We start from the raw sequence: 15,475 nt of genomic DNA on the forward strand, positions 1-15,475 counted from the left end.
GCTGCCGGACCTCTTTATCTGTCGCTTCAGAGCCGCTTAGGCGGACTTCTTGTCGTCGTCGTCGCTGACTTCTTCAAAATCGGCATCGACGACGTCGTCATCGGCCTCTTCATCGGAGCCATTGGCCTTGGCTTCGGCTTCAGCCTGGCTGGCCTTGTACATGGCCTCGCCCAGCTTCATCGATGCCTGACCCAGCGCGTCGGTCTTTTCCTTGATCAGCTCGCCATCATCGCCTTCGATCACGGCCTTGAGCTCGGTGATCGCGGTTTCAATGGCAGCCTTGTCTTCGTCCGAGACCTTGTCGGCATATTCGCTCAACGACTTCTCGGTCGAGTGGATCAGGCTTTCACCCTGGTTCTTGGCTTCCACAGCTTCGCGCTTCTTCTTGTCAGCGTCAGCGTTCTGTTCGGCTTCCTGAACCATCTTCTCGATGTCGGCGTCGCTCAGACCACCAGATGCCTGGATGCGGATCTGCTGCTCCTTGCCGGTGCCCTTGTCCTTGGCCGACACATTCACGATGCCGTTGGCGTCGATGTCGAAGGTCACTTCAATCTGCGGCACGCCGCGTGGTGCAGGTGGAATGCCGGCCAGATCGAAATTGCCCAGCAACTTGTTGTTGGCGGCCATTTCGCGTTCGCCCTGGAACACCCGGATCGTCACGGCCGACTGGTTGTCTTCAGCGGTCGAGAAGGTCTGGCTCTTCTTGGTCGGGATGGTCGTGTTGCGATCGATCAGACGGGTGAACACGCCACCCAGCGTTTCGATGCCGAGCGAGAGTGGGGTGACGTCGAGCAGCAGCACGTCCTTGACGTCGCCCTGCAGCACGCCGGCCTGAATGGCGGCGCCCAATGCAACCACTTCGTCCGGGTTCACGCCCTTGTGGGGCTCCTTGCCGAACAGCTGCTTGACCACTTCCTGGACCTTGGGCATGCGGCTCATGCCACCCACTAGAACGACTTCGTCGATCTGGCTGGCGCTGATGCCAGCGTCCTTCATGGCCTGCTTGCAGGGCTCAATGGTCTTCTGGATCAGATCGTCGACCAGGCTTTCCAGCTTGGAACGGCTCAGCTTGAGCGTCAGATGCTTTGGACCCGAAGCGTCGGCGGTGATGAAGGGCAGGTTGATTTCGGTCTGGGTCGAGCTCGAGAGTTCGATCTTGGCCTTTTCAGCGGCTTCCTTGAGACGCTGCAGCGCCAGCTTGTCGCCGCGCAGGTCAATGCCCTGCTCTTTCTTGAACTCGTCGGCCAGATAGTCGACCAGACGCATGTCAAAGTCTTCACCGCCCAGGAAGGTGTCACCATTGGTGGATTTCACCTCGAACACGCCGTCGCCGATTTCCAGAATCGACACGTCGAAGGTACCGCCGCCAAGGTCATAGACCGCGATGGTGCCGGTATTCTTCTTGTCCAGGCCATAGGCCAGAGCCGCAGCGGTTGGCTCGTTGATGATGCGCAGCACTTCAAGGCCGGCAATCTTGCCCGCATCCTTGGTGGCCTGACGCTGGCTGTCATTGAAATAGGCAGGAACGGTGATCACGGCCTGGGTGACGGTCTCGCCGAGATAGCTCTCAGCGGTTTCCTTCATCTTCTGCAGGATCATGGCCGACACCTGGCTGGGCGAGTACTTCTCGTCGGAAGCCTGCACCCAGGCATCGCCGTTGTCGGCCTTGACGATCTTGAAGGGCACCAGGTTCTTGTCCTTGGCCACGACAGCGTCATCAAACCGGCGCCCGATCAGGCGCTTCACGGCAAACAGGGTATTTTCAGGATTGGTCACAGCCTGGCGCTTGGCCGGCTGACCCACCAGACGTTCGCCATCCTTGGAGAAGGCGACCATCGATGGGGTGGTGCGGGCACCTTCCGCATTTTCGATAACCTTGGGATTGGTGCCATCCATAACCGCAACGCAGCTATTGGTGGTGCCCAGGTCGATACCAATGACTTTAGCCATTTACTCTAGCCTCTCTGTAAGCAAACCCTTGCTGGAGCCCCTCTTGCGAGGCAGATCCGAGGCTCCTTGGAGCCGGGTTCCTAGCAATTGAAATTGCGCTCATCGCTGAGCTTGAGGGGTATATAGGGGGGTCCCCCTAAGGCTTCAAGCGTTCAAAGGACACATTCGGCCCTGCTTGGTCTCATTGCCGCCGTTCTGGCAGAAAACAGCCCGACTCAGCCACCTGAGCGAGGCCGGCAGCACTGCCGACCTCCCCATGCGGCCCCCTTGACGCTATTGCGCGTCGGTCAGGGTATATTCGCTCAGCGAGCAGATATCGACTTCGCGCACATCAAGCACGCCGCCTTCGGCACTCTCAAAGCGGAAATCGTAAAAGCACTCGTCCGAGCCATCGCCAATGGTCACGGTGCCCATCGTATCGGGCTCGATGGTGCCGTTCTCGCCCAGCACGTCGGCGCCCCAGTTATCCTCATTGCTTGGCGTGGTATAAAAGAAGTGCACCGACTGGCTGCTATTGTTGATCAGCGTGAAGGCAACGGGCTCGGCCGCAGCCGGCATTGCACTGGCGGCCAGCGCCAAAGCGGCAAGGCCACCCTTGAAATAGGGGTTCATGGTTATTCTCCTCGGGGCCGGGCGCATCGGCGCCGCGACGGCGCACTATCAACCGGCGCGGAAATTAAGCAAGTGGCTTGCTCGTTGACGGCGCTTTTCTTTGCCCCGGCAAAACCCTAGAACCGGGCCATGTTCGCCACCGGCTCTGTCCTGCTGCACGATACCCGTGCCCCACACGGCACCAACCTGCTGTTCACCGCCCCCAAGGCGGTATTGCAGGCCCACAATGCTGCCGGGGTCCACGCGGCCCTGGCCCAGCTTGAGGCCGCCCAGAAAGAAGGCATGTGGGCGGCGGGTTATCTGGCCTATGAGGCCGGCTTTGCCTTTGAAGAGCGCCTGGCCCCCCGCCTGCCCGCGCACAGCGATACCCCGCTGCTCTGGCTGGGCCTGTATGATCCCCCGCAAGAGCTGTCATCGGCAGCGGTCGATGCGCTGCTGGCCGATGCTGCCAGGGGCAGGACAGGTCGCGCCCTCGATATCGTGCCCAGCCTGAGCCCGGACCAGTATGCCGCCGCCTTTGATCAGGTCAAAACCCTGATCGCGGCGGGCGATACCTATCAGGTCAATCTCACCTTCCAGGCCCGCTTCCGGCTTGAGGGCGACCCCGTTGCGCTCTATCGCGATCTGGTGCGCCAGCAACCGGTGGCCTATGGCGCCCTGCTCAATACCGGTGACCACTGGATCCTGTCGCGCTCGCCAGAACTGTTCGTCTCCAGCCGCGGCACCACGCTGCGCGCCCGCCCGATGAAAGGCACGCTCAAGCGCGGGCTTTCAATTGCCGACGATGCCGCCGGGCAGGCCGCCCTTGCCAGCGACGAAAAGAACCGTGCTGAAAATCTGATGATCACCGATCTGCTGCGCAATGATCTGGGCCGCATCGCCACCATTGGCTCGGTCAAGGTCACCGACCTGTTTACCGTGGAAACCTATCGCACGCTGCACACCATGACCTCGGGCATTACCGCCACACGGCGGCCCGACATCACCACCACCGCCCTGCTGGAAAACCTCTTCCCCTGTGGCTCGATCACCGGCGCCCCCAAGATCCGCGCCATGGAAATCATTGCCGATCTCGAAGCGGGCCCGCGCGGGCTCTATACCGGCTCGATCGGCTGCTTCGCCCCCAATGGCGATCTGACCCTCAATGTCGCCATCCGTACCGCCATCATTGATGCCAGCGGTCATGGCCGTATCGGCATTGGCGGTGGCATTGTTGCCGACAGCACCGCAGATGACGAATACCGCGAGGCCCTGCTCAAAATGGCGTTCTTCACCAATCCCGCCGACCCGGTCACCCTGATCGAAACGCTGGCCTGGCGCCCCCAGCAAGGCTACATCCTGCGCCAGCGTCATCTCGACCGGCTGGCGGCCTCAGCCGAATATTTTGCCCTGCCCTGCGATCTTGAAGCCATCAATGCCCTGCTCGAGGCTCAAGATTTCAACACCCCCATGCGCGTGCGCCTGACCCTGGATGCCGACGGCCCGGCCCTGACGGCGGTGCTCCTGCCGCCCAATCCCGACACATTCCGTTTCATGCTGGCGCCCGAACGGCTCGACAGCCAGAACCTGTGGCTGGCCCACAAAACCACCAATCGGGCCTTTTATGACGTCCCGCGCCAGCGCGCCCATGCCGATCATGGCGTCGATGAGGTGGTGTTTCTCAACCAGCGCGACGAACTCACCGAGGGTTCGATCACCAATCTGTTCATCGAACGCGATGGCATTCTGTACACCCCGGCTTTGGCTGCGGGTCTGCTGCCCGGCACGCTGCGCGCCGAGCTGCTCGCCAGCGGCAAGGCTGTCGAGGCGGTTTTGACGCTTGCAGACCTTGGCACCGCCGATGCACTCTGGCTGGGCAATTCGGTGCGTGGCCTGCTGCGGGCCGAATGGGTGCAGCCCCCGGTTCAGTTGGAGTAACGCCAGTGACGATTTCGATTTCCCCGCGCGACGTGCTGGTCGTGGTCGATGTGCAATATGACTTCCTGCCCGGCGGTCATCTGGCGGTGGCCAATGGCGACGAGGTCGTGCCGCTGATCAATGCGCTGGCCAGAAAGTTCGCCAATGTGGTCTTCACCCAGGACTGGCACCCGGCCAATCACATCTCCTTTGCCAGCCAGCATGCAACCAAGGCGCCCTTCGAAACCATCGAGCTTGATTATGGCACCCAGGTGCTCTGGCCCGATCACTGTGTCTGGAACAGCCATGGCGCCGAACTCAGCCGCGATCTCGACATTCCCCATGGCCAGCTGATCATTCGCAAGGGCTATAACCGGGCCATCGACAGCTATTCGGGGTTCCAGGAAGCCGACCGCGAAACCCAGACCGGGCTGGCCGGCTATCTCAATGAACGCGATATCGGCCGGCTTTATGTCGTCGGGCTGGCCACCGACTACTGCGTCGGCTGGACCGCCATTGATGGCGCCGCGAGCGGTTTTGACGTCACTGTCATCGAGGACGCCACCCGCGCCATCGACAATGATGGCTCGCTCGACAAGGCCTGGGCCGCCATGGCCGAAGCCGGCGTCACCCGCATCATGAGCCGCCAGATCCTGGGCTGAACGCCAGCCCCCAAACGAAAAATCCCCGCTTGCGCGGGGATTCACGTGAAACGCTTCGGATTGAAATCCTAGGCGCTCTTGTCGACGGTTTCTTCGCTTGACGCATGGCTGGGGCCGCCCTTGGCAACGCCGACCATGGCGGGGCGCAGAATGCGGTCGCCAATGGCAAAACCGGCCTGCACCACCTGCACCACAGTGCCTTCGGGCTGGCTGGGATCGGGCACTTCAAACATCGCCTGATGCTTGTGCGGATCGAATTTCTGACCCTTGGCGTCGATCGGCGTCACGCCATGCTTGGCCAGCAGGCGCTGCATTTCGCGCTCGGTCATCTCGATGCCTTCGATCAGGCTCTTGGTGGTCGCATCGCCATTTTCGCGTGCCTCTGCAGGCAGCACCATCAGGGCGCGGCTCAGCGCATCGGTGGCGCTCAGCATATCGCGGGCAAAGCCGGCAATGGCATAGCTGCGCGTGTCATTGACGTCGCGCTCGGTCCGCTTGCGCAGGTTTTCCATCTCGGCCACGGTGCGCAGCACCCGGTCCTTGAGTTCTGAATTTTCCGCGCGCAGGGCCTCAATCGGGTCGATCTGTTCGACGTTGTCGGCGGTCTCTTCAACCGGGATTTCGACTTCGGGCGTTTCGCCCGAGGCGGCGTTCTCGTCGCTCATGATTGCTGTCTTCCGCAAATACCAAACAATTTGCCCCGCATATCGGCCAATATGAGGGCTATTTCAAGTCCACCCGGTATTCTCCCCATGCCCAATGCGGCACCGGGGCGGCTACCGGGCCTCTCCGCTAGCGCTTGCGCGCCATCATGGCCGTGATGACGTGAGCGGTATAATCGACCACCGGCACGATGCGCGCATAGTTCAGCCGCGTCGGTCCGATTACCCCCAGCACGCCCACCACTTTGTCATTGGCGTCCTTGTAGGGGCTCAGGATCACCGAGGAACCCGACAGCGAGAACAGCTTGTTCTCCGAGCCGATAAAGATGCGCACGCCCTGCGCCTTGTCGGCATCGCCCAGCAGATCGAGCAGCCCGTCCTTGCTTTCCAGCTCATCGAACAATTGGCGCATGCGCAGCAATTCGTCGCTGGCCATGGTGTCATTGATCAGATTGGCGCGGCCGCGCACGATCACTGTGGGGGCATTGCTGGGCGAACTCTGGCTCAGCGTGGCAATACCCGCATCGACAAGTTTTTGGGTCAGCTCATCCAGCTCGGCCCGCTGTTGGGCGCGTTGTGCGGCCAGCACCTTGCGGGCTTCGGCCAGCGTCCGCCCCACCACATGATGGGCGATGTAATTGCCCGCCTGGGTCAGCGCGCTGGCCGTCAGCCCCGGCGGGGTTTCCAGAATGCGGTTTTCCACCTGACCATCTTCGCCCACCAGAATGGCCATGGCGCGATGGTTATCAAGCCGCACGAATTCGAGATGGCGCAGCACCATGTCGGCCTTGGCGGTGATCACCACCCCGGCCCCATGGCTCAGCCCGCTCAGCAATTGGCTGGCTTCGGTCAGCACATCCTCGACCTGGCCGCGCTGCTGCCCCTGGATCGACTGGGCAATCTGGCTGCGCTCGATCTCGTTGACCGCGCCCACTTCAAGCATGGCGTCCACAAAGAACCGCAGCCCGTCCTGGGTCGGGGCACGGCCCGCCGATGTGTGCGGCGCTGCGATCAGTCCGAGATCTTCAAGATCGGCCATCACATTGCGCACCGAAGCGGGGGATAACCCCCCTTGCAGCATGCGGCTGAGATCGCGGGAGCCCACTGGCGCGCCCGTATCCAGGTACCGCTCCACAATCTTGCGGAAAATGTCCTGGCTGCGGGCGTTGAGCACACTCAAAAAATCTTCCGGGAGCTTGCTCATGATTATTCGATAAAATCGTCCGCTTTAACTGTGGTCTCTTATTTAGGCGCATTGCTGCCTCCCGCCAAGCGTCCGCGGCTTGTGAGGCGGCGCTATGAGGGTTAAGAGGCGGTTAACTGCAATCGCCAAGTGGATTTCTGATGCGCCCTTCAGGACGTCAAGCCAACCAGATGCGCGCCGTCGCCATTGAACGCAACGTCGCCATGAAGGCGGAAGGCTCCTGCCTCGTCTCGTTCGGCAACACCAAGGTCATGGTCACCGCTTCGGTTGAAACCACGGTCCCGGGCTGGATGCGCGGCAAGGGTCAGGGCTGGGTCACGGCCGAATACGGCATGCTGCCTCGCGCTACCGGCAGCCGCAATCGCCGCGAGGCGACCGCCGGCAAGCAGACCGGCCGCACCCAGGAAATCCAGCGCCTGATCGGCCGCAGTCTGCGCGCCGTGGTCGACATGCAGGCCCTCGGCGAAGCCCAGATCACACTCGATTGCGATGTGCTCGAGGCCGATGGCGGCACCCGCACCGCCGCGATCACCGGCGCCTATGTGGCGCTGGCTGACGCCATCAGGTGGATGGATGAGCGCAAGCTGACCAAGGGCAAGGCGCTGCGCGATTCGGTGGCCGCGGTTTCCTGCGGCATCTATCGCGGCGCTCCCGTGCTCGATCTCGACTATCTCGAAGATGTCGAAGCCCATACCGACGCCAATTTCGTCATGACCGGCGCCGGCAAGTTCGTCGAAATCCAGGGCACAGCCGAACAGCAGCCCTTCAGCCGCGACGAGCTCAACGCACTCATGACCCTGGCCGAACAGGGCATTGGCGAACTCACACACATTCAGCAGGCAGTACTCTCGGCATGATTTCCTGGCTCAAGAATCTCGTCACCGCCAAACCGGCACCGCGTCAGCCCAGCACCATGCGCGATGCCTCGCCGGAAAACTGCGCGCTGTGGCGCGATGTGTCCCGGGCGCTTGATGCCAAGCCGAAAGGGTCGAGCAAGTGAGCCTTCCCCGTCTGCGCGCTGGCGACAAGCTGGTGCTGGCCACCCACAATTCCGGCAAGCTCACCGAATTCCGCGAGCTGTTCGAACCCTTCGGGCTGCAGATTGTCTCGGCGGGTGAGCTGGGTCTGCCCGAGCCCGAGGAAACCGGCACCTCCTTTGCCGAAAACGCCCGCCTCAAGGCCCATGCCGCCGCCAGGGCCACCGGCCAGCTGGCGCTGAGCGATGATTCGGGTCTGTGTGTTGATGCGCTCAATGGCGATCCCGGCGTTTACACTGCCGACTGGGCCGGCGTGCCGCGTGACTTTGGTCATGCCATGCAACGCGTGCAGGATGCCCTTCAGGCCGCTGGTGCCACCACGCCGCAGCAGCGCAGTGCCTCGTTCAATGCCACCATGTGCCTGGCCCATCCCGATGGCCGCGACGTGCTCTATGTCGGCAAGGTCGAGGGCCAGCTGATCTGGCCACCGCGCGGCAGCATCGGTCATGGCTATGATCCGATGTTCATGCCCGATGGCCACACCATCACCTTTGGCGAAATGCCCGCCGAAACCAAACACTCATGGGCCCCGGGCCAGCAGGGGCTCAGCCATCGTGCGCGCGCCTTCAACCAGTTTTTCGAGGCCCAGATTGAGAAATAACCCCAACGATCTGTTCGGGGTCTATGTGCACTGGCCCTTCTGCGCCAGCAAATGCCCATATTGCGATTTCAATTCCCACGTCCATCGCGGTCCCTTCGATGAGGATGGCTATGTCGCGGCCTATGAGCGCGAGATCGCCCATGCCGCCCAGCTCACCCCCGGCCGTGTCGTGCAGTCGATCTTTTTTGGCGGTGGTACCCCCTCGCTGATGTCGCCCAGCACAACGGGCCGCATCATCGATGCCATTGCCAGCCACTGGACCGTCGAGCCCAATGCCGAGATCACGCTTGAGGCCAATCCGACCAGCGTTGAGGTTGATCGCTTCCGGGGTTTCCGCACTGCGGGCGTCAATCGCGTCTCGCTGGGCGTGCAGTCGCTGCGCCCCGGCCCGCTGGCCGAACTGGGCCGTCGCCATTCCGTCGAGGAAGCCGTGGCCGCAGTGCGCATCGCCCAATCGGTGTTTGAGCGCTCCAGCTTTGATCTGATCTATGCCCGTCCCCGCCAGACGCTTGACGACTGGGAAGACGAGCTCAAGGAAGCGCTGTGGATGGCGCAGGGCCATATCAGCCTTTACCAGCTGACCATCGAGCAGGGCACGCGCTACTTCGACCTGCACGCCGCCGGCAAGCTGGCCATGCCCGATGAGGATCTCTCGGCCGATTTCTACGAGATGACCCAGGAGCTGACCGCCGCGGCCGGCCTGCCCGCCTATGAGATTTCCAACCATGCGCGCCCCGGCCAGGAGAGCCAGCACAACCTGCTGTATTGGCGCTATGGCGAATATGCCGGCATTGGTCCGGGGGCCCATGGCCGCCTGATGATCAACAATCAGCGCCATGCCACCGCCGACGAGAAAATGCCCTTTGACTGGCAGAAGAACGTCGTCGCCAATGGTCACGGCATGGTGGTCGACGATGTGCTGACCTGGGAAGAACAGGGCGACGAATTCCTCGTCATGGGGCTGCGCCTCAAGGAGGGCATTTCGCCCGCGCGCTTTACCGCCATTTCCGGTCGGCAGATCAATGCCGCCCAGATCGCGGCGCTCAAGGGCTATGGCTTTGTCGAAACCCTGCCCAATGGCAATATCCGCGTCACCGACCGCGGCTGGCCCGTGCTCGACGCCGTCGTGGCCGATCTGGCTGCCTAGAGCTTGGGGCCTTCGAGCCGGCTCGCCCCGCCTGCGCCCACCTGCATAAGCGCCAGCGCATATTCGCTGCGGCCATTGCTGAGGAACCGGAACACCCCGTCACGGCCGTTAAATCCGGTCGGGGCGGTCATCAGCATCGGGTTATAGGGCGGATTGGCCAGCGACAACGTGTTCACATTGGCCAGAATAGTGGCGGTATAGGCGATGGTTGCCAGCGCATGCGGCTGGCTGTTGAACCGCGCCTGATAATCGGCCCGGATCGCGGCCATCCCCGCCGGATCAACGGCTGGATAGAGCGCCCCGCTCAGCGATGGCGTGGCTGCAATGGTCGTGTCGCCCTCCCAGTCGGCCGAGCCGACAATCTGCACATCCGCCGGGCTGACCCCGGCCTGCGCCAATTGCGCACCAAAGGCGGGTGCCGTGGCGCGGTCGGGAATGAACAGCGTATCGATCAGCCCTTTCTTGATCAGCGGCAGCGCCTGACTGACCACCTGGCTGACCTCGCTGGCGCCCGAGAACGTATAAACCGCACTGGGGGACAATCCCGCCTGCACCGCCTGCTGGCGGAATGCGGTCTGCAGTGCCTGACCATAGGCCGAGCTGGGAAAGGCCCCGGCGACGCCGCGCCGTCCCTTGGCTTTGACATAGCTTAGCGCCCGTTTCATCTCCATGTCGGGCAATACGCTGAGCAGATAGACCCCCGGTCCGGCCGCACCCGGATTGTTGGAAAACCCGATCAGGGGCACGCCCGCCGCGCGCGCCGCCGCGCCCGCAGCCGTCACCGAATCGCCGCGCAATGGCCCCAGGATCAGCTTGGCGCCCGAAGCGATGGCGGCCTGGGTGGCGCTGGTTGCCCCGGCCACCGTGCCGCCGGTATCGCGCAGGGTAATCGTGGTGTTCTCTGCAATATTGGGATTGGCCTCGATAAAGGCCATGGCCAACCGGCTGCCATTGGCCATGGACTGGCCCACACTGGCCAGTCCCGCATTGCCGGTCAGTGGCAGCAGCAGCGCCACCTGTACCGGTCCGCGACCAAACACCTGACCCGGTCCGGCGGTGGTCAATGGCGTCATGGTCTGGCCAGCTGTAGGCTGGCTCGAACCACCAAAGCCGAAATCAATGGTGCGCGAGGCAATATGGATGGGCGAACAGGCGCTCAGCACAAACAGGCCGACGATGGCGAAAGCCTGTGTTATGCCCCTTTGCGCAAGGCGATGACCTGTTCTTGTCCAACCGGTCATTGCGGCCCTTTCAATGCTAGCAGTCTGTTAACAGTTTGGGACCAATTGCTTAACCAATTCTCAACCTGCGGAGCCAGCACTCATGGCTGAAACCAGCCCGGGCTATTTCATTGCCGGCAACACCTTCACCGCGCCGCCACTGGCGCCGGGCCTGTATGTTGTGGCCACCCCGATCGGCAATCTGCGCGACATCACCATCCGCGCGCTCGAGACTTTGGCCGCGGCCGAGGCGGTGCTGTGCGAGGACACCCGCATGTCCGCTCGCCTCCTCGACCACTATGGCATCAAGACCCGCCGCATTGCCCTGCATGAGCACAATGAGCGCGCCAAGGCCGACGATATCGTCGCCCGCATCGCCGCCGGCGCCACCTTCGCCCTGATTTCCGATGCGGGCACGCCTTTGCTGTCCGATCCCGGTTTTCCGCTGATCCGCGCCATGGCCGAAGCGGGCCAGCCCGTTTTTCCCATTCCCGGGGCCTCGGCTTTGCTCTCGGCGCTGGTGGTGGCGGGCCTGCCCACTGACGCTTTTGCCTTTCACGGTTTCCTGCCGCCCAAGGCAGGCGCCCGCGCCAATGCCATCAAGGCGCTGGGCGATTCACGTGAAACCATGGTCTTTTATGAAAGCCCGCGCCGTCTCGACGATACGCTGGCGGCGATGGCCGAGATCTTCGGCGAGCGCCAGGCCGCCGTCGCACTGGAACTGACCAAGCGCTATGAGCGGGTGCATCGCGGCACGCTGGCTGAACTGGCCGCCATCTTTGCTGGAGGCGAAACCAAGGGCGAGGCGGTTATTGTCGTGGCCGGCGCTGCCGCGCCATCCGCTCCCGACGCTGCCGACTGGCAAGCCGCCCTGCTCGAGGAAATGGCCGATCAGCCTCTGCGCGCCGCCGTCGATACAGTCACGGCGCGCTACGGGCTCAAGCGCAAGGATGTCTACAATGCAGCCCTCGCCCTCAAAGCCGAAAAATAAGGCGCGCATCGCCGCCTATCGCGGTGGTCATCGTGCCGAAGCGCTGGCCGCGCTGTTCCTGCAGTTGAAATTGTACCGCATCATCGCGCGGCGCCACAAAACCCCGGTCGGCGAAATCGACCTGATTGCAGAGCGTTTCGGCACCACCGTGTTTGTCGAGGTCAAGGCTCGTAGGACGGCAGCGCGGCAAGCCGAGACACTCGAGGCGGTCAATACCAGCCGCATCACCCGCGCGGCCGATTACTGGCTGGCCCGCAACCCCGCCAAGGCCGACACCGATATGCGATTTGACGTGATTTTCCTTGCACCCTGGCGATGGCCGCGCCATGTCATCAACGCCTTCGACGCTAGCTGAGAGACACCATGACGCTCAAAGTCGCGGTCCAGATGGACCATGTAGCCACCATCAATCCCACCGGCGATTCGACCTTCGCCATGATGCTCGAGGCGCAGGCGCGCGGCCACAAGCTGCTGCACTACACCCCTGACACGCTGGCGCTGCGCGACAATGTGGTGACCGCGCTGGCGGCCCCGATCGAAGTGTTCGACCGGCCCAAGGGTGAGCATTTCCAGCTCGGCGAGGAAACCCGCGTCGATCTGTCGACACAGGACGTGATCCATATGCGTCAGGATCCGCCTTTCGACATGAACTACATCACCATCACCCATCTGCTCGAGCGGCTGCATCCCAAGACGCTGGTGGTCAATCCGCCCGCGGCGGTGCGCAATGCCCCCGAAAAGATCCTCGTCACCGATTTCCCCGAGCTGATGCCGCCAACCCTGGTGACGCGCGACCGGGCCATGATCCACCAATTCCGCCGCGAGCACACCAACATCATCGTCAAGCCGCTCTACGGCAATGGCGGCGCGGGCGTCTTCTTCCTGCAGGAGGGCGACCACAATCTGGCCAGCCTGCTCGAACTGTTCGAGGCCAATTACCGCGAACCCTTCATGATCCAGAAATACCTGCCCGACGTGCGCAAGGGCGACAAGCGGATCATCATTATTGATGGCGAACCCGTGGCGGGGCTGAACCGCATTCCCGCCGATGGCGAGGCGCGCAGCAACATGCATGTCGGCGGCCGGCCCGAGCTGAGCGAACTGACCGCTCGCGAGCGCGAAATCTGTGCCGCGATCGCCCCGGCGCTCAAGGAACGCGACATGATCTTTGTCGGTATCGACGTAATTGGCGACTATCTCACCGAGATCAACGTCACCTCCCCCACCGGCATCCGCGAGATCAAGCGCTTCGGTGGTCCCGATATCGCGGTCATGATCTGGGACGCCATCGAAAAGCGTCGCGCCAGCTAGGCCCGGGGTGGGCAAAACCACCCTAACCCGTTACCTCTAGGAAAAATTCGGGAACAGCGTCATGCCCACAACGACATTTCTGGCCGCCTTCGCGACCTTGTTTGCCACCGTGGGCGTGGCCGATATCGCCTTCATCTTCGCTGCGCTCACCAAGCGCAATTCGGCCAAGGAACGCTTTGCCTTTGCCACCCGCGGCGTGCTCATTGCGGCCGTGATCCTGCTCACCTTCGGTGTGCTGGGCAATGTGATCCTGGATCTGTTCGGGATCTCCATTCCGGCCCTGCGCACCGCCGGCGGCCTGCTGCTGTTCCTGATCGCCATCGACATGGTGTTTGCCCGCCATTCGGGCGGCACTGGTACCACCGATGAGGAAGAGGTCGAGGCCCGCCAGCGCGATGACATCGCCGTCTTCCCGCTCGCCATGCCTCTATTGGCTGGTCCAGGCGCCATCAGCGCGGTGATCCTGCTGACCACCGGCGCCAAGACGGACCTGGAATTCTGGGCCGTGCTGGTTGCGGTGGTGGTGATCCTGTTTCTGGCCTGGCTCACCCTGCTGGTGGCTATTCCCATCCAGCGCCTGCTCGGCGTCACCGGCCTGGCGGTGGTCTCGCGCGTCGTCGGCATTCTGCTCGCCGCCCTGGCGGTGCAATTCGTCTTTGACGGCATCAAGCAGAGCGGCATTCTGGGCGGCTGAGGTTGCCCGCTGGGGCCGGCAAACTGCTTCCAAACCCCGCAAATCCGTAAAATTTTACCGTTAAGCAAGTCTTAACGCTAAGATTGACCCTGCGCGTGAGGTGGCGCACATCAAGGGCCATGACGTGACTAGGAGGACGCCAATATGCGTGTTGCAGCTCTTCTCGCTCTACTGATTATGGCCATGTTTGCCGCCAGCGCCTCGACCGCCACACCGGTGCGCTCCGAAATGCTCACACCCCTGGTGTTCGACGCCACCTGAGCGATAGGCCCCATGCAAAAGGGCGGCCGACCATGTCGACCGCCCCCAGACATCTCGCATCTTGAAGTCTACTTCTTTGCCGAATTGCCGGTGCTGCCTGAGCCAAGACCGGTAATCGGCTTGGCGGCTTCCACCTTGTCCTTCTTCGGCTTCTTGGCTTCTTTATTGCTGCGCATCTGACCCTTGGCCATCTCACATTCTCCTCAGTGCCGGCCAGAGGGCCGACATCAATACCGATTTGACGCTAGACCTGCCCCCTTGCGCTGGCAAGGGCTAGACTATTTGGCGGCCTGACAGCGCCCGCTTGGCGCCAGCGCGGCAATCGCGCGCGGATCGCACCCGGTCTGCAGGAAGGTCAGCCAGTCATTCTGGTCGCCGTAATAGGCGTTGCGGTCAACTTCGCCCCGCACACCCCGCACCACGCCGGTCTGTGTCCACTGCCAGAACGTCCAGGTGCGGTTCGAATAGCGCTCATGGGGCTCGGCAGCGGTTGAACGCAGCCAGAAGGCATTGGGGAAATACTCGCCTTCGAGCACATCGCGGTGAAAGTTCATATCGGTATAGATCAGCGGCAGCTTGCCGGTGTGGCGCTCCATCACGTCGAGCATCAGGCGGATCTTTTCGAGCGCATCGGCGCGGCTCGGCTTGTTCTTGCAGCTCGAGTGATTGTTCCACTCCAGATCAAGCACGGGCGGCAGCGCGTCGGGATCATTGGGCACATTGGCGACAAACCAGGCCGCCTGTTCGGAGGCCAGCGAACACCAGGTCATGAAGTGATAGGCACCGCGCGGCATGCCGGCATCGCGTGCCCGTACCCAGTTTGTGCGGAAATTGGGGTCGAGGTAATCCTTGCCCTCGGTCGCCTTCATGAAGACGAAATGGATGCCCGACTGAAAGGCGGTACGGAAGTCGATATTTTCCTGATAGCGCGCCACGTCGATGCCCTGCACCGGCATGCCGCGCGCCCGGTCGACGCCCGAATGGGGCCGGTTATCGCCCTGAATGGGGCCATAAAGTCCGCCGCCTGACGAGCAGGCTACAACAAACCCGGCCAGCAATGCGGCCACGGCACCCTTTGCGATCGCGGAATACGAGGGAAATGGGCGGCTGAAAACCATCTGGGGCAAACTCTACGCAGGTACAAAATCTGCATTTGAATCAACATGGCGCGGTTAATGGATGCTTAGGTTAACCAGTAAGGCAGCTGGCGTGGTTAACAGGCCATTT

The 15,475-nt window shown here is 62.4% G+C and carries 17 protein-coding genes; 10 read left to right on the plus strand and 7 right to left on the minus strand.

What is annotated here, in order from left to right:
- Positions 1–36: 36 nt before the first annotated feature.
- Together dnaK and KD146_RS17020 are read right to left on the minus strand one after the other, a co-directional pair.
- Positions 37–1,950: a molecular chaperone DnaK gene (dnaK, locus tag KD146_RS17015; RefSeq protein WP_212660022.1), complete on the minus strand. Its 1,914-nt coding sequence runs from the start codon at positions 1,948–1,950 to the stop codon at positions 37–39.
- 273 nt (positions 1,951–2,223) lie between these two features.
- On the minus strand, positions 2,224–2,562 hold the full coding sequence (locus tag KD146_RS17020; RefSeq protein ID WP_212660023.1) for a hypothetical protein: 339 nt from the start codon (positions 2,560–2,562) through the stop codon (positions 2,224–2,226).
- A 129-nt stretch (positions 2,563–2,691) separates the two neighbouring features.
- On the opposite strand from KD146_RS17020, the gene pabB reads away from it, so the two are divergent.
- Together pabB and pncA are read left to right on the plus strand one after the other, a co-directional pair.
- On the plus strand, positions 2,692–4,479 hold the full coding sequence (gene pabB / locus KD146_RS17025; protein ID WP_212660024.1) for an aminodeoxychorismate synthase component I: 1,788 nt from the start codon (positions 2,692–2,694) through the stop codon (positions 4,477–4,479).
- Positions 4,449–5,120, plus strand: coding sequence for a bifunctional nicotinamidase/pyrazinamidase (gene pncA, locus KD146_RS17030; protein WP_212660025.1), 672 nt, complete (start codon positions 4,449–4,451; stop codon positions 5,118–5,120). Before pabB ends, pncA begins: the two co-directional genes overlap by 31 nt.
- A 68-nt stretch (positions 5,121–5,188) precedes the next feature.
- On the opposite strand, the gene grpE is transcribed toward pncA, so the two are convergent.
- Together grpE and hrcA are read right to left on the minus strand one after the other, a co-directional pair.
- A complete protein-coding gene (gene grpE / locus KD146_RS17035) occupies positions 5,189–5,785 on the minus strand; it encodes a nucleotide exchange factor GrpE (RefSeq protein WP_212660026.1) in 597 nt (198 codons plus the stop codon).
- A 127-nt stretch (positions 5,786–5,912) separates the two neighbouring features.
- Positions 5,913–6,986: a heat-inducible transcriptional repressor HrcA gene (hrcA, locus tag KD146_RS17040; RefSeq protein WP_212660027.1), complete on the minus strand. Its 1,074-nt coding sequence runs from the start codon at positions 6,984–6,986 to the stop codon at positions 5,913–5,915.
- A 140-nt stretch (positions 6,987–7,126) separates the two neighbouring features.
- On the opposite strand from hrcA, the gene rph reads away from it, so the two are divergent.
- The 4 genes from rph to hemW are packed head-to-tail and all read left to right on the plus strand — an operon-like array spanning position 7,127 to position 9,771.
- Positions 7,127–7,843 (plus strand): ribonuclease PH, encoded by a 717-nt coding sequence (gene rph, locus KD146_RS17045; RefSeq protein ID WP_212660028.1) that lies wholly within the window; start codon positions 7,127–7,129, stop codon positions 7,841–7,843.
- Complete coding sequence (locus KD146_RS17050) at positions 7,840–7,986, plus strand: hypothetical protein (RefSeq protein WP_212660029.1); 147 nt, start codon at positions 7,840–7,842, stop codon at positions 7,984–7,986. The genes rph and KD146_RS17050 overlap by 4 nt, the downstream gene beginning before the upstream one ends.
- Positions 7,983–8,624 carry a non-canonical purine NTP pyrophosphatase gene (locus KD146_RS17055; protein WP_345790846.1) on the plus strand — a complete coding sequence of 214 codons (642 nt, stop codon included), beginning with the start codon at positions 7,983–7,985 and terminating at the stop codon, positions 8,622–8,624. The genes KD146_RS17050 and KD146_RS17055 overlap by 4 nt, the downstream gene beginning before the upstream one ends.
- Positions 8,614–9,771 carry a radical SAM family heme chaperone HemW gene (gene hemW, locus KD146_RS17060; protein WP_249327939.1) on the plus strand — a complete coding sequence of 386 codons (1,158 nt, stop codon included), beginning with the start codon at positions 8,614–8,616 and terminating at the stop codon, positions 9,769–9,771. Before KD146_RS17055 ends, hemW begins: the two co-directional genes overlap by 11 nt.
- Here the strand turns inward: hemW and KD146_RS17065 are convergent.
- Positions 9,768–11,012: a penicillin-binding protein activator gene (locus KD146_RS17065; protein ID WP_212660031.1), complete on the minus strand. Its 1,245-nt coding sequence runs from the start codon at positions 11,010–11,012 to the stop codon at positions 9,768–9,770. The genes hemW and KD146_RS17065 overlap by 4 nt on opposite strands.
- 82 nt (positions 11,013–11,094) lie before the next feature.
- Between KD146_RS17065 and rsmI the strand changes: the two genes are divergently transcribed.
- The 4 genes from rsmI to KD146_RS17085 all read left to right on the plus strand — a co-directional run bounded on the left by rsmI (position 11,095) and on the right by KD146_RS17085 (position 13,987).
- On the plus strand, positions 11,095–11,982 hold the full coding sequence (gene rsmI / locus KD146_RS17070; protein ID WP_212660032.1) for a 16S rRNA (cytidine(1402)-2'-O)-methyltransferase: 888 nt from the start codon (positions 11,095–11,097) through the stop codon (positions 11,980–11,982).
- Positions 11,951–12,337: a YraN family protein gene (locus KD146_RS17075; RefSeq protein ID WP_212660033.1), complete on the plus strand. Its 387-nt coding sequence runs from the start codon at positions 11,951–11,953 to the stop codon at positions 12,335–12,337. Before rsmI ends, KD146_RS17075 begins: the two co-directional genes overlap by 32 nt.
- 8 nt (positions 12,338–12,345) lie before the next feature.
- Positions 12,346–13,293, plus strand: a complete 948-nt coding sequence (gene gshB / locus KD146_RS17080) for a glutathione synthase (protein ID WP_212660034.1) — start codon at positions 12,346–12,348, stop codon at positions 13,291–13,293.
- A gap of 61 nt (positions 13,294–13,354) precedes the next feature.
- Positions 13,355–13,987 carry a MarC family protein gene (locus KD146_RS17085; RefSeq protein WP_212660035.1) on the plus strand — a complete coding sequence of 211 codons (633 nt, stop codon included), beginning with the start codon at positions 13,355–13,357 and terminating at the stop codon, positions 13,985–13,987.
- A gap of 329 nt (positions 13,988–14,316) precedes the next feature.
- On the opposite strand, the gene KD146_RS18415 is transcribed toward KD146_RS17085, so the two are convergent.
- The gene (locus KD146_RS18415) at positions 14,317–14,439 is read right to left on the minus strand and encodes a hypothetical protein (protein WP_282222389.1); all 123 of its coding nucleotides are present in this window, start codon (positions 14,437–14,439) and stop codon (positions 14,317–14,319) included.
- Positions 14,440–14,526: 87 nt separating this feature from the next.
- Positions 14,527–15,315 (minus strand): glycoside hydrolase family 25 protein, encoded by a 789-nt coding sequence (locus KD146_RS17090; RefSeq protein WP_282222390.1) that lies wholly within the window; start codon positions 15,313–15,315, stop codon positions 14,527–14,529.
- Positions 15,316–15,475: the final 160 nt, after the last annotated feature.

It is taken from the genome of Devosia litorisediminis, from assembly GCF_018334155.1.
Lineage (GTDB): Bacteria > Pseudomonadota > Alphaproteobacteria > Rhizobiales > Devosiaceae > Devosia > Devosia litorisediminis.